The organism is Sphingomonas sp. Leaf67 (assembly GCF_001421965.1).
Taxonomy (GTDB): Bacteria; Pseudomonadota; Alphaproteobacteria; order Sphingomonadales; family Sphingomonadaceae; genus Sphingomonas.
The window spans coordinates 13,839-38,225 of the sequence record NZ_LMLP01000020.1; the positions used below are offsets into that span (position 1 = coordinate 13,839).

Consider the following 24,387-nt stretch of genomic DNA (forward strand, 5'->3'; position numbering starts at 1 on the left):
TCCTCGTCAGGCGGTCAGGCGTGGGTTCACGACCTGGCCGTTTTGCGTCAGGCGGATCGCCTGCGTCACTTCGTCGTCGGGGGGCAGGACGGGACGGCCGGCGTCCTTGTCCCAATAGGCCGCCAGAAAGTTGTAAAGGTTACGCGCAAACAGGGCCGATGCGTCCGCGGCCAGACGGCTGGGGACGTTGCGGTGACCGACGATGTTGACACCGTGACGCTGCACGACCTCGCCCGCGACCGATCCCTCGACATTGCCGCCCTGTTCGACCGCCAGATCGACGATGACGCTGCCCGGCCGCATCGAGGCGACCTGTGCGTCGCTGACGAGGCGCGGGGCGGGCTTGCCGGGAATCAGCGCGGTGGTGATGACGATGTCCTGCTTGGCGATATGGGCGGACACCAGTTCGGCCTGTGCCGCCTGATATTCGGCACTCATTTCGCCGGCATAGCCGCCGGCGCCCTCCCCCTCGATCCCCGCCACCTTTTCGACGAAGATCGGCTTGGCACCGAGCGACTGGATCTGTTCCTTCGTCGCCGAGCGGACGTCGGTGGCGCTGACCTGCGCGCCCAGCCGCCGCGCGGTGGCGATCGCCTGCAATCCCGCGACACCCACGCCCATCACGAAGACGCGCGCCGCGCTGATCGTGCCGGCGGCGGTCATCATCATCGGAAAGGCGCGACCATATTCGGACGCGGCGTCGAGCACCGCCTTGTACCCCGCCAGATTCGCCTGCGACGACAATATGTCCATCGACTGGGCGCGGGTGATGCGCGGCATCCATTCCATCGCCAGCGCCTCGAGTCCCAGCGCGGCATAGCCATCGATCCGCGCCCGGTCGGCAAACGGATGGAGGGCCGCCACCAGCCATGCACCACGCTTCGCGCCACCCAGGCTGTCGGGCGACGGCGGCGCTACGCCTAACAGGATGTCGGCATCGGCAAGCGCCACCGCCCGGTCGGCGATGGTCGCGCCAGCGGCAGTATAGCCGGCATCGTCGATCGACGCGCCGGTGCCGGCACCTTGTTCGACGACGACGGTCGCACCCAGCGCGATCAGCTTCTTGACGGTTTCGGGGGTCGCGGCGACCCGGCGCTCGCCGGCAGCCTGTTCGGCGAGGAGCGCGACCTGCACGTCAGCCCGCGATCAGCCAGATGACCAGCGCGGCCAGCATGGCGCAGATCACCGTGCCCCAAGTGAACCAGCGGATGAAGCTGTTGTACGTCCCGGCATGGGCGGGGGTGCGGCCGTTGGTCGCCATCGATGAACCTCTCCATACTGCGTCGTTCAGGCAACTCTAACGCAGGTTGGATCAAGAACAAGCCCCGCACCGCCCCTGACGGTTTTCATGACCGTCTTAAGGCGAACTTTACGCCCCCTGGCGCAAACGGGTGTCGATCCGGGACGACAGGGACTTGGGAGCAGCAATGACGCGAGACGGACAGCGAGTGCTGATGGTGATCGACGACGAACCGGCACAGCGCCGGTTGGTGGGGGCGATCGCGGGTCGGCGCGGCTGGCGGACAGTGTTCGCGAGCGATGCCGCAACGGCGCTGATGATGCTGAATACGCCGGACGGGCTGGCGCTCGATGCGGTGCTGCTCGACCACTGGTCGCCCGATGCCGATGCGCTGGCGCTGATCGCCGATCTGCGTGCGGCACGGCCGGTGCTGCCGATCCTGATGCTGACCGCCAACGAATCGGTCGCCGGCGCGGTCGCGGCGATGCGCGCGGGGGCGACCGACTTTCTGGTCAAGCCGCTGGCCGCCGAGCGCCTGCTTTCCGCACTGGAGGCGGCGGCGGGGGCGGGCGACCACGGCGAACTGCGCCCGCTTACCGAGAAACTGTCGGCCTCGCTGGCATTCGACGAGATCGTCGGTTCCGCCCCGCAATTCCGCGCGGCGCTGGCCATCGCGGCCAAGGCGGCGCGCGCCCGCGTGCCGGTGCTGATCGAGGGCGAAAGCGGCGTCGGCAAGGAAGTCGTCGCCGAGGCGATCCACGCCGCCTCTCCGCGTGCCCGCAAGCCGATGGTCCGCGTCAATTGCGGCGCGATCGCCGCCAATCTGGTCGAAAGCGAGCTGTTCGGCCATGAAAAGGGCGCGTTCACCGGCGCGTTCGAACGCAAGGCCGGCCGGTTCCAGGAAGCCGATGGCGGCACCATCTTCCTCGACGAGATCGGCGAGATGCCGTTCGAGACGCAGGTGAAGCTGCTGCGCGTCCTGCAGTCGGGCGAGATCCAGTCGGTCGGCGCACGCACGACGCGCGAAGTCGATGTCCGCGTGATCGCCGCGACCAACAAGACGCTGATGGCCGAGGTCGAGGCCGGGCGGTTCCGCGAGGACCTGTATTACCGGCTGAACGTCGTGCAGGTGACGATCCCGCCGCTTCGCGAACGGCGCGGCGACGTGCCGGCGCTTGCCCGCCACCTGCTGGCGCGGATCGCGCAACAGCCGGGGTTGCGGCAGCTGGGCATCACCGACGACGCCATCGCGCTGCTCAACACCTATGGCTGGCCGGGCAATGTCCGCCAGTTGCAGAATGCGCTGTTCCGGGCAGCGGTGCTGTGTGACGGCGATACGCTGACCCGCGGCGATTTTCCGCAGATCGCCCAGATCGCGCAGGGCGATGCGCCGCAGCCGGTGTCGCTGGTCCCGCGTCAGGACATGGCGGGCGGAGTCACGCTGTTCCGTCCCGACGGCCATCTGCGGATGCTGGAAGAGATCGAGGCCGACGTCATCCGTCTCGCCATCGGCCATTATCGCGGCCGCATGACCGAAGTCGCGCGGCGGCTGGGGATCGGGCGGTCGACGCTGTATCGCAAGCTGGGCGAATTGGGGATCGACCAGAGCGCGGCTTGAGGTGCTGATCCCATGTCTCAGCACCGTATCCCCGCGCAGGCGGGGATCCAGAGCCGCAGGCGGCGGCGCGCTCCGTAACCCTGTATCCCCGCCCGCGCGAAGCTACGGCTGTCCCGGAGAAAGCCGGGCCTAAACCAGAACCTCGCGCCATTCCCCCGGTGCCAGCCCCTCGACGCTCCATTCCCCGACGTGCCACCGGACCAGCCGCAGCGTCGGCAGGCCGACCGCCGCCGTCATCCGGCGTACCTGCCGGTTGCGGCCTTCGCGGATGGTGATCGACAGCCAGTGATCGGGCACCGATTTGCGGAAGCGCACCGGCGGCACCCGCTCCCACAAGTCGGGCGGGTCGATCGCGGCGACCTCCGCCGGGCGGGTCAGTCCGTCGTTCAGCGTCACCCCGTGCCGCAACCGGTCGAGCGCCGCGTCGTCGCGCGCGCCCTCGACCTGCACGAGATAGGTTTTGGCGAGCTTGAACCGCGGATCGGCGATGCGCGCCTGCAAACCGCCATCGTCGGTCAGCAGCAGCAACCCCTCGCTGTCACGATCCAGCCGCCCGGCAGGATAGACGCCGGGCACCGCGACATGGTCCGACAGCGTCGCCCGCGCCTCCCCGGTCCCGCGATCGGTGAATTGCGACAGCACGCCGTACGGTTTGTTGATCAGGATCAGCCGCGCCATGACGCCCTGTCGCCGCGCGCGGGCGCACTGTCCAGTGCGTTCAATCCCACCAGAAGAACCACCAGTCACTGGCCAGCAGCGTCGCCGCCAGCGCCTCGATCGTGTCGACGCCCTGATCGACGGTGTCCGGGCAATAGGCATAGCACTCGTGCGCCAGTGCCAGTGCTTCCGCGCGATCCTTCGGCCGGCGCTTCACGCGCAGGTTGATGGTGTCACGGTCGATCCCGACCAGTTCCGCACCATAGCGTTCCTGCCAGCGGCGCAGCATGGCACACTGATATTCGGCCGGCGGACAGGCGTTCCAGCCGCCCCATCGCAGATAGGCCGGTACTTCCCACGACGTTCGGGTCGGCAAGGTTACGATATGAACCCTGTCATACGGCTTGCCGGTCGACAGGTCGGTGGCGACGGTCAATTCGACCTGTTCGGTACGCGCCGGCCACGGACCGTTCGCAGGTACGAGACCGCTGTCATAACCCTGCCATTTCGCCAGATCGCCCGGCATGGCGATCATCCGGCTGGTCGCGACGATCCGTTCGACGGGCCGGACCGCCAGATCCGCCGCGCCTGGCGACAAGATCGACGGCATATCCATGCTGAACTGGTCGCAGATCGCATCCAGCCCCTCGTCGCCGCCGACGATTACGGGCCATCCCTTGCCCTCGGCACGGATGCGTTCCCATGCGGCCAGCGCCTGCGCGCCCGAAACGGTGGTGACCGGGTAGGGAAAGGCGGCGCGCAGCTTCGCTCGTGCCGCCTGCATCTGTTGGTCCATCGACGGTTCCGGCTCGATCGAAGGCGGAACCTTCGCCGCCGTCCGCCCCGCCGCGAACAGGCGCATCAGTCCGGCAATCCAGTTGCGTCGCGTCATCGTCGCCCCTTCAACCACAGCCTGCGGGAACCGACTATCCCGCCAAACCGTCCCTCACCTATAGCCTATAGGATTATCGGTGGAGAGCGACCCCATGAAGACCGTTTCGACCGCCCGCGCCCATGGCGGCACGCAGGGCGTATATTCCCATGAATCGACCACGACGGGCACGACGATGACCTTTTCGGTGTTCGTTCCGCCATTGGAGCCGGGACAGCGCGCGCCGGTGCTGTGGTATCTGTCGGGGCTGACCTGCACCCATGCCAATGTCACCGACAAGGGCGAGTTTCGGGCGGCCTGCGCCCAGCAGGGCATCGCCTTCATCGCGCCCGATACCTCGCCGCGCGGTGACGGCGTGCCCGACGATCCGGAGGGGGCGTGGGATTTCGGTCTCGGCGCGGGCTTCTATGTCGATGCGACGCAGGACCCGTGGGCGAAGCAGTATCGGATGCGCTCCTATATCGAGGACGAGCTGCCCGCGCTGATCGCCGGCCAATTTCCGATGCTGGATTGCGGTCGCCAGTCGATCACCGGCCATTCGATGGGCGGGCATGGTGCGCTGACCATCGCGCTTCGCAATCCCGACCGCTTCCGCTCGGTCTCCGCCTTTGCGCCGATCGTCGCGCCGTCGCAGGTACCGTGGGGGGAGAAGGCGCTGGGCGGCTATCTGGGCAACGACCGCTCGGCATGGCGCGCGGCGGATGCGGTCTCAATGATCGAGGATGGCGCGCGGGTGCGGGAGGTTCTGGTCGATCAGGGGGATGCCGACAATTTCCTCGCCGACCAGCTGCAACCGGAATTGCTGGCGAAGGCGTGTGCCGATGCCGGAATCGACTGCACGCTACGAATGCAGCCGGGATACGATCACAGCTATCACTTCATCTCGACCTTCATGGCCGATCATGTGCGCTGGCATGGCGAGCGGTTGAAGTAAGTCAGCCCCTTCCCGCCAGATAGGGAAGAACGCTAGACCGCGACCGGAGCGTCGATCAGGTCGAGGACGTCGCCGATTAGCGCGCGCATCGCCGCGCGGGCCGCGACCGGATCGCGCGCGGCGATCGCTTCGGCCACCGCCGCATGTTGTTCGACGCTGGCCGATCGACCGACGATGGTGTTGGTGAAGCGGATCGAGGTGTTGAGCGCGGTCGCCACCGTCTCGCGGAACTGGGCGTAGAAGGGGTTTTTCGCCGCCAGCAGGATCGCGACGTGGAAGTCGATGTCGGAGTCGAGCGGATCGTCCTCGCCACGCTCGGCCGCTGCCATCCGGGCGAGACCGTCGGCGATCCGTGCCTGATCCTCCGCATCGGCCGCGACCGCCGCCAGCGCCGCCGCCTCCGGCTCGATCGCGACGCGCAACTGGTTGAACTGGCGCAGCAGGTCGACCGAGAATTTGCGGTCGAGCAGCCAGTGGAGCACATCGGGATCGAACAGGTTCCACGCCGCCGCCGGGCGCACCACCGTCCCCTGACGCGGGCGGGCGCTCACCAGTCCCTTGGCGGTCAGCATCTTCACCGCCTCGCGCGTTACCGACCGGCTGATGCCGTGCGTCTTGCCGATCTCCGCCTCGGTCGGGAACGGGCGTTCGTCATATTCGCCGGTAACGATGGCGCGGCCGAGCGTGTCGAGCGTCGCGCGGGTCAAGTTGCCGCCGGGCATTCCCGTCATCCGCGCCGCCATCCCGTCTCCTTTCGGTTCATCCATGCCGCTTGGCACTGGACACAGTGCATTCGTCGTATAATTGTCTGCCTCCAAAAGCCAGTGGGCCGGGGAGGAAACCATGCGTCTGTCGACGATCGATCTGATCGTGGTCATCATCTATGCGATCGGCATCTTCGGCCTGGCGCAATGGGTGAGCCGCGACAAGGGGGGGCATCAAAAGGATAGCTCCGATTACTTCCTCGCGTCCAAGTCGCTGCCATGGTGGGCCATCGGCGCGTCGCTGATCGCGGCCAATATCTCGGCCGAACAGATCGTGGGAATGGCGGGATCGGGCTACGCCATCGGCCTCGCCATCGCGTCGTATGAATGGATGGCGGCGCTGACGTTGCTGATCGTCGGCAAATTCTTCCTGCCCATCTTCCTGCGCAACGAAATCTACACGATGCCGCAGTTCCTCGAACAGCGGTACGGCCCGTCGATCCGCACGCTGATGGCGGTGTTCTGGCTGGCGCTGTACGTGTTCGTGAACCTGACCAGCATCATCTGGCTGGGGTCGATCGCGGTCACGCAGGTCGCGGGCGTCGACCAGACGGTGGCGCTGGTCGGGCTCGGGCTGTTCGCGCTGCTGTACCAGCTGCGCGGCGGGCTGAAGGCGGTGGCGCTGACCGATATCGTGCAGGTCACGTTGCTGGTGTTCGGCGGCCTCACCATTTCCTATCTGACGTTGTCGCAGATCGGCGGCGATGCCGGGGTGATGGGCGGCTTCCACGAACTGACGCGGCGGGCGCCCGACAAGTTCGACATGATCCTGACCGCCGACAATCCTTTCTACAAGGATCTGCCCGGCCTGTCGGTGCTGATCGGCGGCATGTGGATCGCGAACCTCAGCTATTGGGGCTTCAACCAGTATATCATCCAGCGCGCATTGGCCGCCAAGTCACTGCCGGAAGCGCAGAAGGGCATCGTCTTCGCAGCGTTCCTGAAACTGTTGATGCCGCTGGTGATCGTGGTGCCGGGCATTGCCGCCGTCGTACTGGCACCCGATCTGGCCAAGCCCGACGAAGCATATCCGACGATGATGCGGCTGCTGCCCTCGGGCCTGCTCGGCCTCGTCTTCGCCGCGTTGATCGCCGCGATCATCGCGTCGACCGCGTCCAAGATCAATTCGATCGCGACGATCTTCACCCTCGACCTTTATGCCAAACGCACCAGCGAGAGCGGGGCGATGGATGCAGCGCAGGAGCGCAAGCTGGTCCGCGTCGGCCGCATCGCCGCGAGCGTCGCGATCCTGATCGCGATCGTCGCCGCCAGGCCGCTGCTGGGCGGTGCCGACCAGGCGTTCCAGTTCATCCAGGAATTTTCGGGCTTCTTCACGCCGGGGATCACCGTGATCTTCCTGCTCGGCCTGTTCTGGAAGCGCGCGACCGAAGCCGGCGCGATCGGCGCGGCGATCGCATCGGTCGTCCTGTCCTATCTGTTCCGTACTTTTGCGCCGGGCATTCCGTTCATGGACCGGATGGGGCTGGTGTTCCTGCTGAGCCTCGGCCTCGCCGTGGTGCTGTCGCTGGCGCTGAAAGGGCGCGGCAACGCCAACCGTATTACGATGCAGGGCGTATCGTTCGGCACCTCGACCGGGTTCAACATCGCCGGCCTTGGCGTGATCCTGATCCTGATCGCACTGTACGCGACATGGTGGTGAGTCCGTTCATCGCCCTCGACTGGGGCACGACCAACCGCCGCGCCTACCGGCTGGAGGACGGGCGCATCGCTGCCGTGGTCAGGTCGCCCAAGGGCGTATCGGCAATGACGGCCGACGACTATCCGCAGGAACTGGTGGCGATCCGTGCCGAACTGGGCGACCTGCCCGTGTTGATGGCGGGCATGGTCGGGTCGACGATCGGCTGGCGGGTCGCGTCCTATGTCGCGGTCCCGGCCGACATCGCCGACATCGCCGCGCAGCTGACGTGGATCGACGATCGGACCGCGATCGTGCCAGGCCTGTCCTTCATCGACGGCAGTCACGGCGACGTGATGCGCGGCGAGGAGGTGCAGTTGCTCGGCGCGGCGCTGGCCGGACAGGTGCCGCCCGACGCGCTGCTGTGTCAGCCGGGCACCCATTGCAAATGGGTCGAGCTGACCGGCGGCAAGGTCACCGCCTTCACCACCGCAATGACCGGCGAACTGTTCGCGCTGCTCAAGGGCGGCGGCGTGCTGGCGCCGCAGCTGACCGCGCCGGTGACCGCCAGCGATGCGTTCCGCGATGGCGTTCGGGAAGGCGCGAAACGCGACCTCGCCGCCAGCCTGTTCGGCATCCGCGCGTCGCACGTGCTGGGGCTGCGCGACGAAGCGGATGCCGCTTCCTACGCCAGTGGCGTGCTGATCAGCAGCGACGTCGCCGCGCGCATCGGCGATGGCCGCGACGTGCATCTGGTCGCTGACGGCGATCTCGCCACCCTGTACGCTACCGCGATCGAGACGCTGGGCAGCCGCGCCATTGTCAGCGGCTGCGAAGATGCCTTTATCGCTGGTATCACCCACATCCGAAAGTTGTCCGCATGAGCCACCTGACCGCCTTCGACACCGCCTTTGCCCGTTGCCCGCTGGTTGCGATCCTGCGCGGCGTCCAGCCGCACGAGGTGGAGGCGATCGGCGACGCGCTGATCGATGCCGGCTTCGCCCTCGTCGAGGTGCCGCTCAACTCGCCCGACCCGTACGAAAGCATCACCCGCCTGTCGAAGAAGCTGGATGGCTATGCCGCGGTCGGCGCGGGCACGGTGCTAAGCGTCGAACAGGTCGACCGGGTCGAGGCAGCGGGCGGCACGCTCATCATCTCGCCCAACGCCAATCCCGCCGTCATCTCGGCAGCGGCGGAGCGCGGGCTGGTCGCGATGCCGGGCATCGCCACCCCGACCGAAGCCTTTGCCGCACTCGAAGCCGGTGCCGCCGCGCTGAAGCTTTTCCCCGCCGAAGCCGCCAGCCCGGCGGCGATGAAGGCGATGCGCGCCGTCCTGCCGCGCGACGTGCGGATGCTGCCGGTCGGCGGCATCGTGCCGTCGGTGCTGGTCGATTGGCACAAGGCGGGCGCGGCGGGGTACGGTCTCGGTTCGGCGCTGTATGTGCCGGGCATGGATGCCGAAACCGTCGGCGAGCGCGCGCGGGCGTTCGTGGCGGCGTGGAACGCGCTGGAGAAGTAGGCACCGCCCCGCGCGGACGGGTCGCTCTTCGATCAACTGCCCCATCGTTACCATGGACTTGTTGAGACCGTTGCGAAAGTATCGATTCCTGGCCCGTGCCGTACCCCCGCGCAGGCGGGAGTCCATTGTTCCAAACGCAAGCCGTTGTTCTGCTTGGCTCTGGACCCCCGCCTGCGCGGGGGTACGGTCCCTCAATGGTTGGGCGCGACGTTCGCAGACCCCCCGACGGGGTGACGGGGGTGGAGCGCGCTACCGCACCGTTCCGCCCGGACACGGAAACCCCTGCCCCCTCAACCGTTTGCCCCGCTCCTTCTTGCCGGAGCATCGTCCATGTCGCACCCCCGTCCCGTCCTTGGCCTGTTCGCCGGGATCGCCGCCGGCCTGATCGCCTCGGCGGCGATGGCCGCGTTCCAGTCGGTCGCCGCGAAACCGCTCGGGCAAGACGGCGGCGACGACGATCCCGCGACGGTGAAAGCCGCCGACAAGGTCGCGATCGCCACCACCGGCGACCGCATCCCCGACGCCTACCGTCCGCAGGCGGGGCAGGCAGTGCATTATCTGACCGGAGCGGCGCTCGGCGGCCTGTACGGCGTCCTCACCGAATATCGCCCGCAGGCGGCGAGCGGTTTCGGCAGCCTGTATGGGATCGCGACCTCGGCGCTGCTCGACGAAACGGTGGTGCCGGCGACCGGGCTGGGGTCGCCCCCATGGGAGACGTCGGCTGCGACCCACGCCTATGGCGCGTTGGCGCATCTGGTATTCGGGGTGTCGCTGGAGGGGGCACGGTCGCTGCTGGGTGGGCGACAGGGGTAGGCTCGTCGCTCCGACACGGTTCGAACCTTCCCGTTCGGTTCGAGCAGCTTCAAGCCTGTCGAGAAGCAAACGAAGTTCTAAGCGGGATCTACATTCAGTTCGCTGGGCGCAGGAATAGCGTTCGATTCCCTTTCGTCACTCCCGCGCTGGCGGGAGTCCATATACGTCAGCGTCGCGAATCCAGCCAAACCGTCGGCGTCTATGGATTCCCGCCTGCGCGGGAATGACGAAATTCCATGGTTATCGCTGAATGTCGATCGGCCCCAAGAGACGGAGAGAAGACGGCAAGGACAGGTGCAGTTCTACCGCCCGACCAGCTCCACCACCCCGACCTCGATCACCGGTATCTCCCACGGATGCACAGCCACGATCGCCGCCAGCGCCTCGTCGATATCGGCTCCTTCGGCGGCATAGGTCTTGACCACCACCGTCGGCACGACCTCGGCCTCGCCCGCGCGGCCGGTGGTCGGCACCGCATCCGCGCCGGGCACGAAACTTTCCAGCCCGAAGCCGAGTTCGAACACGCCGCGATACGGGCCGATCGTGCCCAGCACGCCGCTGGCCCGGATCACGCCGACCACGCCGGCGAGTACCGGATCGTCGGCCAGCGCCGCCGCCTCGCCCGCCTGCAACCGCGCCAGCACATTGCCTGACACCGGGCAATGCACCCGCACGACCTGCATCGGCGTCCGCGTCACAGCAGCAGCCAGTCGTTGCGGCTGCGCGGCTTGATCTCGCCGCCGCCCTGCCGCCGCGCGACCTCGGTTTCGGCGGTGTAACGGACATCCTCGTCGCGATCGGTCAGGAAGCCGTCGAGCGAATCATCGTCGATCTCGGTCCACGCCCGCCCGCGATCGGGACCATAGCGCACCCGCGGCAACAATCCGGGCAACCGCGACCATTCGAGCAATTGCGCGATCGACGCCTCGTTCAGCATGTCGCGCAGGTGGAAGGCGGTGACATAGGCATCGGGAAACGCGCGGTGCGCGGGCAGTCCGCGTTCGTGCTCCATCCCGTACGGCTTGCGCCAATAGCGCAGCATCTGGTTCGAAAAGCCGGGGCTGTCAGGCCATAGCCGCAGCGCGCATTTCCATGTGCAGATCCACTCGGCACCGTGCGTCAGCTGCGCGGTACAGAATTTTTGTTCGAAATCGGCACGATGCGCCGCCAGCGCCACGCGCCGCGGATACGGGTCGAGAACGCGGCGCGCGATATCCTGCCACCACGGTGCATCGGCGACCTGTTCGTCGAGGATATGGTGCACCGCCTGCGTCACCGGCGGGATCGGACGGCCGGGGTTGACGAAATGCTGTCCGCCGTCGCCCAGCAACTCCCAGCGCCCGTCCTCGCCCAAGGCTACGTCCTGCCAGCCGACCTCGCACACGCCGTGCGCGGGGGGAGCCTGCCCAGTGGTTTCGAGGTCGACGACACGAATGATCTGCGGTTGCGCCATTTGCGACAAATGGCGCTTCAGGGTCGGAAAAGCCACCCCGGGGGCGGCGAGGGTCCGGTTTGGGAAGAGGAAGGATGGTTCGCGCGAAGGCGTAAAGGACGCGAGGGGGTTGCGTTCGTGGCACGGCCCGCGCGAACGGGAGACCACCACGCTCGCGGAAAATGCGGGACACAGCCGCTACGCGGAACCCCGTAGCGCCCTTCGCGCCTTCGCGCGAACCAACCAGCTACGTCCGCACCACCCCGGACGCCGCCAACTGTGCGTCAACCTCGCCCAGCAACCGCGCCAACCCGTCCTCACTCCGCGACTCCGCCCGCGCCGTCAGCACATCCTGCGTGTTCGATGCGCGCAGCAGCCACCATCCGTCCGCCGTCGCCACCCGCGCGCCGTCGGTCGTGTTCACGTCCGCGCCCGTCGCCGCCAGCCGTGCCAGCACCTCGTCGACCACCGCGAACTTGCGCGTCTCGTCGACCTTGAAGCGCAGTTCGGGCGTGGTCGCCATTTCCGGCATGGCATCACGCAGCTCGGTCAGCGACGACCCGCTCAGATGGATCGCACGGATCAGCCGCACCGCCGCATAGGGCGCATCGTCGAACCCGAAATCGTCGCCGCCGAAGAACACATGCCCCGACATTTCGGCGGCCAGCGGCGCGCCGGTTTCGAGCAGTTTGGTCTTCATCGGGCTGTGCCCGGTCTTCCACATCAGCGGCGTGCCGCCCAATTCGGCGATCCGGTCGAACAGCAACTGGCTGGCCTTCACGTCGGCGATGATCGTCGCGCCCGGCGTTTCGCGGAGTTGCGGTTCGGCCAGCAGCATCAGCAGCTGGTCGCCCCACAGCGTCCGCCCCTTGCCGTCGACCGCACCGATCCGGTCGCCATCGCCATCGAACGCCAGCCCGAAATCAAGACCTTTGTCGGCGACCAGCCGCTTCAAGTCGACCAGATTGGCCTCTTCGGTCGGGTCGGGATGATGGTGCGGAAAGCGGCCATCGACTTCGGTGAACAACAGATGATGTTCGCCGGGCAGCAACGCGACCAGCCGCTCGATCACCGGCCCGGCCGCCCCACTGCCGGTGTCCCAGCCGATGCGATAGCTGCCCCCGGCATAGCCCGCCATCAGCCGCCCGACATAGGCGTCGACATGGTCGTGGTCGGACACCTCGCCCGCGCCGTCGTGCCAGTCGCCCGCCGCCGCCATAGCGCCCAGCCGCTGAATGTCGTCGCCGAAGAACGGACGATGCTGCAACACCATCTTGAAGCCGTTGTGATCGGCCGGATTGTGACTGCCGGTGATCTGGATGCCGCCATCGACCTCCAGCATCGCTTCGGCATGATACAACATCGGCGTGGGGCCAAGGCCGATGCGGACCACGTCCACCCCGCTGGCGGTCAGCCCGGCGATCGACGCCGCCTCCAGCTCCGGCGACGACAGTCGCCCGTCACGGCCGACCACGACCCTCGTACCGCCAGCGCGGCGGACCAGCGTCGCGAAACCGCGCCCGATCGCATGGGCATCGGCGGCGCCCAGCGTCCGCCCGACGACCCCGCGAATGTCGTATTCGCGCAGCGAGCTGGGGTGGAAGTGGTGGGCCATCGTGAAATCCTCGCCATTACAAGGCGGTCGATCCTAGGGCGAAGCGGGATCGGTTAGTAGAAGAAAGAGGGGTTCACGCGAAGGCGCGAAGACGCGGAGGAGTTGCGTTCGGGGCAAGCGGCTCACGATCGGCAGACGTTGCGCAACGGGAATACCAAGCAAAAAAGCCGCTGGCGCGGGTGACGTCACGTCGAACGCGACCCCTTCGCGTCTCCGCGCCTTCGCGTGAACCCCGACCTGCTTTCCGCTTTCAATGCCGCAGCCGCCCCAGCAGCACATCCCGCGCCGCATTGATCCGCCGCGCCAGATCGGCCGATCCGCCGCGATCGGGGTGCACCGCCTGCATCAACCGCCGGTGCGCGGCGCGGATTTCGCTTACCTTCGCATCCTTGCCGACGCCGAGGATCGCCCGCGCCTCCGCCTCGCCGCCGACCTTCTTCGGTTTGGCGCGCAGCCACAGCCAGAAAGCGACGATGACCGCGACGATCAGGACGAGCTTGAGCATCGTTCCTGCCGCGTCAGATCGCGGTCGGCGCGCCGAGCGGTTCGGGCAGTTGCAGCCCCCCCATCATCTCGCGCAACTCCTGCCGCGCGGCGACATGCGCCAGCCCCATCTCCCCGAATTCGTTGCGGTCGAGCATGGTCAGCCCCGACGGGAACAGCTCGCGATACACGACGCGTTCGGACAGGCCGGGCGTCACGCGAAAGCCGACTCGCTTCGACAGCGAATTGATCGCTTCCGATACGCGACGCATGTTGCGCGCCTCGATATGCTGCAGTCGGTTGCGCAGCACGACCCAGTCGATCGTCGATCCGTCGATCTTCGCGCGGTGCTTGCGCGTTTCCCAGATCAGTTCGGAATAGAAGCTCGGCCGGGTCACCTTGAACGTATCGGGATCGACCTGTCCGATCAGGTCGAAATCGACGAAGCTGTCGTTCATCGGCGTGACCAGCGTGTCGGCATTGGTCACCGCGATCCGGGCGAAGCGATCGTCACGACCCGGCGTATCGATCACCAGATATTCGGCGTTTTCGCCCAGCCGACCGAGCGCGTCGTTGAAGCGCGTCATGCTCTCGCCGTCATGCGTGTCATAGACCGGCATCGGCAGGTTGCGGCCGGTGCGCTTCATCGTCTCCGCCCGGTTGTCGAGATAGCGGCCCAGCGTCCGCTGGCGATGGTCGAGGTCGAAGCACGCCACGCGCGCGCCTTTTGCCGCCAGGGCGATGGCGACATGCACTGCCGTCGTCGACTTGCCGGTGCCGCCCTTTTCATTGGCGAACACGATGACGTGCAACCGATCCGAACCTTCGTTCAAGCGCGCAACCCAACCTTGTTGATCCAGGACGGCCTGATCCAGTAAAGCCGCCTCCCCCACCCATATCGAAGGGCCATCGGCCGTGCAAATTATACGTCGGTTGGAGGTGCTTCGCGAAGCGCTCGACCAGTTCACCCATGCCGGGGAAGGCGTTGCGCTGGTCCCGACCATGGGGGCGCTCCATGCCGGGCACATGGCGCTGGTCGATGCTGCCCGCCGCCGCGCGCCGCGGGTCGTCGTGTCGATCTTCGTCAATCCGAAACAGTTCGGTCCGACCGAGGATCTGGCCCGCTATCCACGGCGCGAAGCCGCCGATGCGCAGATGCTGTCCGAAGCGGGCGTCGACATCCTGTGGGCACCCGAGGTCGAGGAGATGTACCCGGCGGGCTTTGCGACCAATGTCAGCGTGGCCGGGGTCAGCGACGTGCTCGACGGCGCGCACCGCCCCGGCCATTTCGACGGGGTAGCAACGGTGGTCGGCAAATTGTTCGGACAGGTCGGCCCGGCGGTCGCGCTGTTCGGCGAAAAGGATTTCCAGCAACTGGCGGTCATCCGCCGCATGACCGCCGACCTGAACCTGGCCGTAGAGATCGTCGGCGTGCCGACCCAGCGCGAGGATGACGGCCTCGCGCTGTCGTCGCGCAACATCTACCTTGACGAAACCGAGCGCGCCCGCGCCGTCGCCCTGCCCCGCGCACTGGGCGAGGCGAAGCGCGGCATCGAACGCGGCGACGATCCGGCGACCGCGCTGAGCGCGGCGGTGGCGATGCTGACCCGGGCCGGGTTCGACACCGATTATGTCACGCTGGTCGACGCCGAAACGCTGACCGCCCCGACCGGTGGTCGCCCCGCCCGGCTGCTGGCGGCGGCGCGGATCGGCACGACCCGGCTGATCGACAACATCGCGGTGACGTTCGACTGACGTGAAGCCGGGGGCCAGAGGCGGCCATCGCCCGCCTACGCGGGGGTACGCCGAACGATCAGACCCTCCGGGATATTGGTCCGATCTGACCTGCCCTTCATACCGGTACCGCGGCGTCGGTCGCGAGGCCGAGCGGATGATGGGAGGCGATCGCGAAGCGGGCCTGCATCACGTCGCGGACCAGCACATCGTCGGCCTGCAGGAACCGGGTCGGGGACACGCCGATGAAGCGTTTGAAATTGCGGTTGAAATGGGCCTGATCGGCGAACTCCTCGGTCCAGACCGCGCGGCGGTTGTCCATGCCGATGGCAAGGGCGGCGGCCATACGCATGATCTTTTGCTTGTTGGCGAGCACGCTCGGCGGCAGGCCGCAGGCCGCGGTCGTGATCCGGTCGAGATGACGCCGGGAAACCTGCAACGACGCGGCCAGCGCATCGATGTCGTGATCCTTGCCATTGGCCCATGCGGTGATCGTGGCGATGCGCGGATCGACCGGCAACGCGTCGCGCAACCGCTTGCACAACAGGGCATCGATCCGTCCGGCAAGCGTCGCATCGTCGTCCGCCGCGCTGCCGGCCAGCGGCAGGTCGGCGTCGTCCCCCCAGACGTCGTGCAGCGCGGCGACGCGGTCGACCATCGTCCCGGCGGCCATCGGCAGCAGCGCCGCCCAGCCCTCCGGGAACAGCCCCAGCCCGATCACGACCATCGGCCCATGGGTTTCGAGCTGCATCGCTGCCGATGCGGGGCCGAGAATGGCGCCACGACCGATCGGCTGCGCTTCGCCGCCGTGCGCGCGCCAGGCGAACGCCCCCTGTATCCGCCAAGTCAGTTGCGGCAACAATGCGCCGGCCCAGCGCTGTCGAAAAGGTTGGTCGCACCGATATACATAAATGGCGTCGACCAGCCCCTGTAGCGACGGGTGCTGCGGCAAGTAGGTCATACGCGTCGTCATCGTTCGCCCCCACGATCGACTGATGTGCCCGTGTCGCGCCGATGTCCGATTCATTCAATACTTCGTCTGGGTCGATCGGCGATATTGGGTTTGCAAGCATGGGGTTGGGGGCGCGACGGTCCGCGATGGACCGCAAGGGACAATCGGACCGATGACGTCGTGACCACCATGGTCGCGGTGCGCACCGCCGCTTGCCCGATCGCCGCACTCCGACCTGAACAGGGGAGTGACGGGCATGGCGTTGAAGGGCGAAGTCGAAACCGCGATCGAAAACTTCTTTGCACAGATCGATGCGAATCTGGTCGCGCAGGTTGAAAAGGCTTCGCTCCCGTTCGTCGGTGCGCTGAAGGATGCGCCGGGCGTCGCCGATGCCCTCGCCTTCTACACGTCGATCAAGACCAAATTGCTGGCGGTCGTACAGGCCGCACCCGACGAACCGACCGAACAGGACGCCGCCGAGGCGCTGGCCACGGCGATCACCGACCAGCTGAAGGATGAGGGCGTTACCGCCGTCGCCACCAAGGATGCGGGCGTCACCCTGACCTTTGCCCGGACCGAAGCATTCTCGCCGACCGGCAAGGATGCGGCGCAGGTCGGCGACAGCCTCGGCAGTTTCCTGAAGCTGGAGGCGGCGGTCGGGCTGAAGCTCGCGGCGGTGCTGGCCGCCGAGCTGACCGTCACCAAGGACGGCAAGGTCACGCTGGCCGACAATGTGGAGCCGGAGGTCAAGATCGGGCTGACCGGCGACCTGTCGATCACCAAGGGCGAAGCGGGGCTGGGCTTCATCGGCGTGACGTTCAAGGACGCGGTGCCGGTCGATCCGGCCAACCCCGACGATCCGGCGGCACATGAATTGACCGCGACGGTGGCGGTCGATGTGACCCAGACCGACGGCAAGCTGGGAGCGGACACGACGTTCGCGGCCACGGGTACGCTCGACCTCGACTTTGCGAGCACGGCCGACGGTGCGTTCGAATTCCTGCCGACGATCGCCGGCGAACTGATCGCATCGATCGGCGTCGACAAGGACGGGGTGTCGACCAAATCGTTCGACATCAAGAACGTGACCATCGATCTCGGCACCTATTTCAAGCTGATCGAGGATGCGGCCCAATCGGTGGCGGACGTATTCAACGCCGCGCCGTTCGGCACGCTGGTCGATGTCGCGACGTCGCCGGTGCCGGTCATCAACGGCATCAATTCGGCGATCGGTCTCGGCCTCGACACGGTTGGCGGCACCGGTGGCAAGGGCGACGGCAAGGTGACGCTGGCCGACCTCGTCGTCTATGTCCGCGAGGATCTGCGCAGCATCGTCGAGCCGTGGTACAAGGTCGTCACGATCATCGACGTGCTGCGCAAGCTGGGCGCGATCGACACCAGCCAGACCGTCACGCTGGGCAGCATCGAATCGACCAAGGACGGCCCGAAATTCACGGCCAGTGACGACGATATCTTCTCGATCCTGACCAAAGCATTGCAGGACAGCGGCAAGATCGACGACGCCACGCTGAACTATCTCACCGATTTCGACAGCGATGCGATGAGCAAGCAGGTCGCGCTGTCGGCGGCGAAGGTGGGCGAGAGCAAGGGTTTCAGCTTCGGCCTGCTCGAAAATCCGGCGCTGATCGCCGACCTGCTGCTGGGTACCGGCGAACCGGTCAGCTTCGTCGAATATGACGTGCCGCCGCTGACCTTCGAACAGCATTTCTCGAAATTCTTTCCGATCATCGGTCCGCTGGGCGCAGAGATCAGCGGTGCCATCCGCGCATCGCTCGACTTCGATCTGGGCTATGACAGCTATGGGTTCGACAAGGGCAACCCGTTTCTGGGCTTCTATCTGTCGACGCCCGCCTATGACGCCAGCACGCGGCCGCAGCAAGGCGCGGGAGCACCCCCGCCGTTCAACGACGAACAGTTCGAACCGATCGGCGCGCTCGACGTCGAGCTGCGCGGCGGGGCCGGGATCGGCTTCGGCGGCGGCAGTTTCACCGTCGGGGTGTCGTTCCTGTTCGGCCTGTATGCGTTCCTGAACGGCGATACCGCGGGCCGCTATCACCTGACCGCCAAGACGATCGACTGCATCTTCGATCCGATCGGCGGCGTGGCGACGGTCGAGGCCAACGCGCGGCTAGTCATCGATTTCGCCTTCTTCACCTATCGCAAGAACTTCCCGATCGCGAGCCAGACGCTGGGGTCGTTCACCGCGTTCGAATGTCCGCATCCCGATTTCGTGGTCGAGGAAAAGAATGCGCAGGGTCTCGCCACGTTGCTCGACAATGGTGATGTCCGGCTGAACGTCGGCGCGGATGCGAAGGATCGGGCGGTGCCTGATGAGGTGGACGGGAAGACGATCTACAAGCCGATCCAGATGGCCGACGCGCCCGAACAGGAATCCTATCTGATCGCCCGCGCACGCGACGCCGGTGATGGCGGCATCGCCGGCGGCGGCGGCGATCCGGTGGTGGTCGCGGACAAGCTCGACATCCTCGCCTTCGGCTTCACGCAGCGGATCGCGGCAGGAAGGATCGTCGCCAGTTTCGGCGCGGGCAACGACGCGCTCATCATCCAGAGCGACGTAACGCAGGATTCGCTGGTCGACGGCGGTGACGGCGACGACAATCTGGTCGGCGGCGGGGGCAGCGACACGCTGTCCGGCGGGAGCGGCGAGGACGTGCTGTCGGGGGGCGACGGCAATGATTCGCTGACCGGCGGCAGCGGTCTCGACCAGCTTTCGGGGGGCCAGGGTGCCGACACGATCGATGGCGGTACGGAGAGCGACACCGTCGATTATTCGGCGGCCAATACCGCGCAGAAGATCGGGGTGAGGATCGCCATCTCGCAGGATGGATCGGCGATCTCCAGCGGCGGGGAAGCCGATGGCGACAAGCTTGTCAGCATCGAAAACGTCATCGGCACCGCCTTTGCCGATCGCATCGATGCGAAGGCGATGACCGAGAAAGTCTATCTGGAAGGCGGCGAAGGCAACGACACGCTGTTCGGCGGTTCCGGCAACGACATCCTGATGGGCGGCGTGGGCGCCGACAAGCTGAACGGCGGCGGGGGCGTCAACGCCACCAGCTACATCACCAGTTGGGCGGGGGTCGACGTCAACCTCAACCGGGTCCTGCAATATTATGGCGAGGCGGACGGCGATTCGCTGATCAAGATCCAGGCGATCCAGGGTTCGACCTTCAACGACACGCTGGTCGGCAACGCCGACGCGAACCAGTTCGATGCGGGCGACGGCGACGATACGATCGATGGCGGGCTGAACACGGATCTGGTGCTGGCCGGTGGCGGCGACGATCTGGTCTTCGCGCGCGGCGATGGCGACACGCTCGACGGCGGGGCCGGCGTCGATACGCTCAGCTATGCCCGCGCGACCAATGCCGTGGCGGTCAATCTGCTGCGTTCGTTCGATGCCGACGGCAAACCCGATCCGGCCGCCGCGCCGGACACGATCGTCATGGCGGCGGTGTTCACCGGTCAGGATGGCGGGTTCAGCACGTTCGAGAATCTGGTCGGCTCGCGCTATGACGACACGCTGGTCGGCGACAATGGCGACAACCGGATCGAGGGCGGTACCGGCAACGACTGGATGGCCGGGGCGGGCGGCGACGACACGCTGATCGGCGGGATCGGCGCGGACACGATGTACGGCGCAGCCGGCCGCGACCTCGCCGACTATGCCGGCTCGGGCGGCGCGGTCGAAGCCGATCTGACCGCGATCGGCAAGGGGGGCGATGCCGACGGCGACCGCTATTCGGGCATCGAGGATCTGCGCGGTTCTGCCTATGGCGACGTGCTGAGCGGCGATGACGGCGACAATGTCATCGATCCGTACATTGCCGGGCGCAAGGTGTCCGACGCGGTGATCGGCGGCGCGGGGACCGACACGCTGAAGGTCGATTATTCGACGGTCGCCGCCGATATCGGCGGCGGGGTGTCGGGCCGCTTCGTCTATTCCAACGAGGGACGCCTGACCCACGGCGATGGCGATGGCGGGGTGCTGGACCGGGTCGATTTCACCGGGATCGAGCGGATCGACTTCACCGGCACGCGCTTTGCCGACAGGATGATCGCCGGCAATGGCGACGATCGGATGTATGGCGGCAGCGGCGACGATTCGCTGGCCGGCGGAATCGGCAGCGACGTGATCTACGGTGCGCAGGGCAGCGATACGGTCAGCTGGGGCTTTTCGCGCTCGGGCGATTCGATCGGCGGCGGCATGATCGACGACGGGATCAGCGACGCTGGCAGCACCGCCTATCGCGGCAATGGCGACCCGGATGTCGTGTTCTTCCTGAACGGCGGCAGCGGTGTCGACACGCTGGCGATCAACCTGACCGGCATCACCGAAGACGTGACGATCCACGGCGGCGACACCCCGGGAAGCGACTACAAATACTACAACCTGCGGCTTGCGAGCGGCGCAGCGGCGACCCGGTTCGAACGCCTGTCGGTCGTGGTGACCGATCGCGGCAATGACCGCATCAGCCAGGCCGGCCGGGTAGACAATGATTTCCGCTCCGGCGACGGCAGCGACCGGATCGACAGCGGTCTCGGCCGCGATACGATCGACGGCGGGCTGGCGGTGCGCGGTCTGTCGGATAGCTATTCTTTCGACCGCGTCGGCAACCGCGTCTACCAGCTCGAAAGCCTCACCGCGTTCCGCAAGGAATCGGGCGATACGCTGTTCCTCAATTATTCGACGCTGGAGGAAGGGCGCCGGGTCATCTCGACCGGCTTCACCCAGACCGCCTATTCGGTAGAGTATCCGGTGTTCGGCACACGGGTGCTGCGCAGCGACGTGCAGGGCAACACCGGCCGCTACGTCACGCTGGAGGACAGCATCTATGGCGACGCCGGCATTCCGCGCCCGATCCCCGGCGACGCGCTGGACGATGTGCAGTTCACCAATATCGAACGGCTGAACGTCATCGGCAGCAGCGGCAACGACATCATCACCGGTACCGACACCGTTATCGACACGCTGTTCCTCGACCGGATCAGCGGTGACCGGTCACAGGCGTCGGGCAGCGACGAACTCCATGGTGCCGATGGTGACGACTATCTGTACGGCCGCACCGGCGACGACACGATCGACGGCGGTGACGGCAACGACGTGCTGGTCGGGACCACCCGTATCGTCGAGGATGCCAGTTCCACCACCAGCGATTACGATCGGGGCGAAATCGACGAGCTGACCGGCGGCGCAGGCGCCGATCGCTTCGTGCTGGGCGACTTGTTCGGTGCGTTCTACACCCGGCAGACGCCGGAAGGGGATGGCAATCACGGCGTCATCACCGACTATTCGGCAGCCGATGGCGACGTCATCCAGCTCTATGGCACCGCGCGCAGCTATTTCCTGCGCGAAGTCGACGGCGATACGCAGATCTACATGATCGGCGGACGGGTGCCGGAGCTGATCGGTATCGTTAAAAACGTCACCGGCATGAATCTGCTCGACACGGCGTTCGACTATGTCGACCCGACCACCGGCGATCCATCCGATCCGCCGATCGCCAAGCAGCAGATGAAGGCCGCCCCGCCAGAGACGGTCGATCAGGCGACGACGCTGCGCACCGCGTCCCTGTCGGCCGAACAGAAAGGCGCCTTCGCCGTCATCCAGAATTCGTCGCCGACCGCGCTCACCGGCACGTTCGACGCGGCGAGCGGCGCGACCAAGACCAGCGTGGCGTTGTCGGGCAGCGCCGAGGCGTTCGGCACCTTCAGCGGCGATCCGTTCGGGCTGGGCAAGGGGGTAATCCTGTCGACCGGGCGCGTCACCGACCTGCCCGGCGAAAATACCGTCCAGCATAGCGGGACGCTGATCACCTCGGTCCCGGTGACGTTCGACCTGATCGGGCGGGTCGGCAATACCGACATCTATCGCGCCGACCTGTCGCATTTGGGCATCGACATCAACTCGATCCGCCTGTCCGACAGCAACAGTACGCAGGGCGGCGGCACCGGCATCTATAGCGGTTTCGACGTCGGTGCGGTGGCGCTCAGCAACAAGGGCATCGACAAGCAGGACTTCGCCGCGCTGCTGGCGGCCAACAACGACTTCAGCCTCGACGATCCGTCGATCCTTCCGCGGTTGGACGTGTTCGACTTCTCGGCCGACGCCATGACGTACAATGCGGGGAAGCAGCGCTCGACCGGGGATTTCGGTGGCACCGACCCCAATCTCAGCGGCGCGATCAATCTGAAGCTGGTGAACGAGGCGGGGGCACAGCTCGACCGGTTCGGCGAGGCCGGGGGGATCGGGACCGGGGCGGCGATCGGCGCGCTGACGCTGGGCGATGGCGGATCGATCGCGTTCGACCTGAACCAGACGGTCAGCACCGCACAACCGCTATATCTTTATGTCGCGGAATCGGGCGGCAGCGGCGAAACGGTGGTGCCGACCATTCAGGTTTCGGCGGATGGCGTCGAACCGTCGGGTGATCTGTCGAGCGATCTGGGCACCGAAGGATTGCCGGGCGATACGACGCAGCTGACCTATCGCTTCACGCCCAAGGCGGGGGACACCGGGTTCGCTTTCGACGCGGTATTCTTTACCGAGGAACTGCCCGAATATGATGGGACCAAGCTGTCCGACCTGTTCTCGATCAAGCTGAACGGCGTCGAGATCGGGCGGTTGTCGAACGGTACCGAATTGTCGCTCAAGAGCCTCGTCTATTCGGGCAGCGGCGACCTCATCCTCAACGCGCCGGGCAGCGGCCCGCTTGCCGACCAGATCCGCGCGGACGCCTATACCAGGATGCTGACCATCGCCGGACAGGTGATCGGGGGGCAGGAAAACGTCCTGACGATCGAGGTGAAGGATGGCCGCGACGCGTATCTCGACAGCGGGCTGCTGATCAAGGACGGGTCGCTGCGCACCTTCGTCCGGCCCGACGTCATCGTGCGCGGCCCCGACAGCGACGCCCAGCCGGGCGACCGGCTGACCATCGACCTGTCGCTGCCCGAGGGTGCCCGTCCGACCAGGCCGGTACAGGTGACCGCGACGCCGGGTGACGATATCGACCTTGGCAACGGACCGGGCAAGCCGGTGACGATCACCTTCGACCCGGACGGACCGCTGACCACGACGATCGACGCGACGATCGTCGCCGGGGCCGAACCCGGCACCACCGGCCAGATCGATTACAGCGTGACGAGCGACGACCCGAATTATGACGGCAAGCCGGTCGGATCGTCGGTCGTCGACATCGTCGAGCCGGCACCGCAGAACGATCCGTTCCTGTTGTTCGAACGGTTGAGCGGCGATGTCGTCCCCGGCTTCACCAGCGGCAACGACGCCGTCGACGTCACCGGCCGACCGGGACCGACCACGCTGCACATCGCCGGGACCGGCACCGGCAAGGACAGCGTAAAGGGCTTTGGCGGGAGCGACATCCTGATCGTCGACGAACCCATCGTCGACAGCAACAAGGACGGCATCATCACGTTCGGCAGGAACGGGGTGCTCGATTTCGACGGGCCGGACAAGGGCACCGACACCGTCCGCTTCGTCGGCGGCCCCAGGAGCCTGCGCTCTATCGGCACCGACGACGACGGGCATTTCGCCTATGCCGACGCATCGACCCGGCAAAAGGGGTGGAAGGAAGGGATGCTCGGCGACGATGCGCTGGCGGGCGACGCCAAGGACCGCCGGGGCGACGTGTTCCTGTTCGACACCGCGCTCGACGTGAACTGGGGCAGCGACAGCATCGCGTCGTTCGGACGGAAGGATCGCGTGGTCACCACCACAGCGCTGTACGATGCCGATGGCGACGGCCGGATCGAATTGGGGTCCGGCGGGCGGCTGGTGCTGACCGGCAACGGGACGCTCGACCCCAGCCATCTGGGTGACGTATCCGCGACCGCGCCGTTCGGGACGGTACGCATCACCGCAACCGGCGGGGCCAGCGTCGCCGCGCTCGATCTGGTGGGCAGCTATACCCAGAACGGCCATGCCTATTACGTGTATGAACTGGCCGATGGCGACGCCGCCTTCGCCGATTGACGGGCGGCGGGGCGCGGTCCGGTCCTCCGGATTCGCGCCCTGCCGAGCGGTCGCGGGCCG

General features: G+C 66.7%; 19 protein-coding genes. 8 read left to right on the forward strand and 11 right to left on the reverse strand.

The window, feature by feature from the left end; translation table 11 throughout:
- Positions 1-6 precede the first annotated feature (6 nt).
- Together ASE90_RS11065 and ASE90_RS19140 are read right to left on the reverse strand one after the other, a co-directional pair.
- On the reverse strand, positions 7-1,134 hold the full coding sequence (locus ASE90_RS11065) for a Re/Si-specific NAD(P)(+) transhydrogenase subunit alpha (RefSeq protein WP_056000274.1): 1,128 nt from the start codon (positions 1,132-1,134) through the stop codon (positions 7-9).
- A gap of 1 nt (position 1,135) precedes the next feature.
- Complete coding sequence (locus tag ASE90_RS19140) at positions 1,136-1,261, reverse strand: aa3-type cytochrome c oxidase subunit IV (RefSeq protein ID WP_082438684.1); 126 nt, start codon at positions 1,259-1,261, stop codon at positions 1,136-1,138.
- 166 nt (positions 1,262-1,427) lie between these two features.
- Between ASE90_RS19140 and ASE90_RS11070 the strand changes: the two genes are divergently transcribed.
- Positions 1,428-2,858 (forward strand): sigma-54-dependent transcriptional regulator, encoded by a 1,431-nt coding sequence (locus ASE90_RS11070; RefSeq protein ID WP_056000277.1) that lies wholly within the window; start codon positions 1,428-1,430, stop codon positions 2,856-2,858.
- Between the two features lie 129 nt (positions 2,859-2,987).
- On the opposite strand, the gene ASE90_RS11075 is transcribed toward ASE90_RS11070, so the two are convergent.
- Both ASE90_RS11075 and ASE90_RS11080 read right to left on the reverse strand, forming a co-directional pair.
- Positions 2,988-3,536: a pseudouridine synthase gene (locus ASE90_RS11075; protein WP_056000280.1), complete on the reverse strand. Its 549-nt coding sequence runs from the start codon at positions 3,534-3,536 to the stop codon at positions 2,988-2,990.
- Positions 3,537-3,576: 40 nt separating this feature from the next.
- Entirely contained in the window at positions 3,577-4,407 is an 831-nt protein-coding gene (locus ASE90_RS11080) for a DUF4253 domain-containing protein (protein ID WP_056000283.1), read from the reverse strand.
- Positions 4,408-4,501: 94 nt separating this feature from the next.
- Here ASE90_RS11080 and fghA point away from each other — a divergent pair, with 94 nt between their 5' ends.
- Positions 4,502-5,341 (forward strand): S-formylglutathione hydrolase, encoded by an 840-nt coding sequence (gene fghA / locus ASE90_RS11085; RefSeq protein WP_056000286.1) that lies wholly within the window; start codon positions 4,502-4,504, stop codon positions 5,339-5,341.
- Between the two features lie 32 nt (positions 5,342-5,373).
- Here fghA and ASE90_RS11090 read toward each other — a convergent pair whose 3' ends face one another.
- A complete protein-coding gene (locus ASE90_RS11090) occupies positions 5,374-6,084 on the reverse strand; it encodes a FadR/GntR family transcriptional regulator (protein ID WP_056000289.1) in 711 nt (236 codons plus the stop codon).
- Between the two features lie 100 nt (positions 6,085-6,184).
- Here ASE90_RS11090 and ASE90_RS11095 point away from each other — a divergent pair, with 100 nt between their 5' ends.
- The 4 genes from ASE90_RS11095 to ASE90_RS11110 all read left to right on the forward strand — a co-directional run bounded on the left by ASE90_RS11095 (position 6,185) and on the right by ASE90_RS11110 (position 10,073).
- Positions 6,185-7,765 carry a sodium/sugar symporter gene (locus ASE90_RS11095; RefSeq protein ID WP_056000292.1) on the forward strand — a complete coding sequence of 527 codons (1,581 nt, stop codon included), beginning with the start codon at positions 6,185-6,187 and terminating at the stop codon, positions 7,763-7,765.
- Positions 7,756-8,625 carry a 2-dehydro-3-deoxygalactonokinase gene (locus ASE90_RS11100; RefSeq protein ID WP_056000295.1) on the forward strand — a complete coding sequence of 290 codons (870 nt, stop codon included), beginning with the start codon at positions 7,756-7,758 and terminating at the stop codon, positions 8,623-8,625. Before ASE90_RS11095 ends, ASE90_RS11100 begins: the two co-directional genes overlap by 10 nt.
- On the forward strand, positions 8,622-9,260 hold the full coding sequence (locus ASE90_RS11105; protein WP_056000298.1) for a 2-dehydro-3-deoxy-6-phosphogalactonate aldolase: 639 nt from the start codon (positions 8,622-8,624) through the stop codon (positions 9,258-9,260). Before ASE90_RS11100 ends, ASE90_RS11105 begins: the two co-directional genes overlap by 4 nt.
- A gap of 330 nt (positions 9,261-9,590) precedes the next feature.
- The gene (locus ASE90_RS11110; RefSeq protein ID WP_056000301.1) at positions 9,591-10,073 is read left to right on the forward strand and encodes a DUF1440 domain-containing protein; all 483 of its coding nucleotides are present in this window, start codon (positions 9,591-9,593) and stop codon (positions 10,071-10,073) included.
- 302 nt (positions 10,074-10,375) lie between these two features.
- Here ASE90_RS11110 and ASE90_RS19735 read toward each other — a convergent pair whose 3' ends face one another.
- From ASE90_RS19735 to ASE90_RS11135, 5 genes are all read right to left on the reverse strand, one after another.
- Positions 10,376-10,771, reverse strand: coding sequence for a hypothetical protein (locus ASE90_RS19735; RefSeq protein ID WP_235531760.1), 396 nt, complete (start codon positions 10,769-10,771; stop codon positions 10,376-10,378).
- Positions 10,768-11,526, reverse strand: a complete 759-nt coding sequence (locus ASE90_RS11120) for an exonuclease domain-containing protein (RefSeq protein WP_056000304.1) — start codon at positions 11,524-11,526, stop codon at positions 10,768-10,770. The genes ASE90_RS19735 and ASE90_RS11120 overlap by 4 nt, the downstream gene beginning before the upstream one ends.
- Positions 11,527-11,752: 226 nt before the next feature.
- A complete protein-coding gene (gene pgmG, locus ASE90_RS11125) occupies positions 11,753-13,120 on the reverse strand; it encodes a phosphoglucomutase/phosphomannomutase PgmG (protein WP_056000307.1) in 1,368 nt (455 codons plus the stop codon).
- A 250-nt stretch (positions 13,121-13,370) separates the two neighbouring features.
- The gene (locus ASE90_RS11130; RefSeq protein WP_056000310.1) at positions 13,371-13,625 is read right to left on the reverse strand and encodes a J domain-containing protein; all 255 of its coding nucleotides are present in this window, start codon (positions 13,623-13,625) and stop codon (positions 13,371-13,373) included.
- 13 nt (positions 13,626-13,638) lie between these two features.
- Complete coding sequence (locus ASE90_RS11135; RefSeq protein WP_056000313.1) at positions 13,639-14,436, reverse strand: division plane positioning ATPase MipZ; 798 nt, start codon at positions 14,434-14,436, stop codon at positions 13,639-13,641.
- 82 nt (positions 14,437-14,518) lie between these two features.
- On the opposite strand from ASE90_RS11135, the gene panC reads away from it, so the two are divergent.
- Complete coding sequence (gene panC / locus ASE90_RS11140; protein ID WP_056000316.1) at positions 14,519-15,358, forward strand: pantoate--beta-alanine ligase; 840 nt, start codon at positions 14,519-14,521, stop codon at positions 15,356-15,358.
- 97 nt (positions 15,359-15,455) lie between these two features.
- Here the strand turns inward: panC and ASE90_RS11145 are convergent, their stop codons facing one another.
- Positions 15,456-16,310 carry a helix-turn-helix domain-containing protein gene (locus ASE90_RS11145; protein WP_056000319.1) on the reverse strand — a complete coding sequence of 285 codons (855 nt, stop codon included), beginning with the start codon at positions 16,308-16,310 and terminating at the stop codon, positions 15,456-15,458.
- 235 nt (positions 16,311-16,545) lie between these two features.
- On the opposite strand from ASE90_RS11145, the gene ASE90_RS11150 reads away from it, so the two are divergent.
- The gene (locus ASE90_RS11150; RefSeq protein ID WP_056000322.1) at positions 16,546-24,327 is read left to right on the forward strand and encodes a choice-of-anchor L domain-containing protein; all 7,782 of its coding nucleotides are present in this window, start codon (positions 16,546-16,548) and stop codon (positions 24,325-24,327) included.
- Positions 24,328-24,387: the final 60 nt, after the last annotated feature.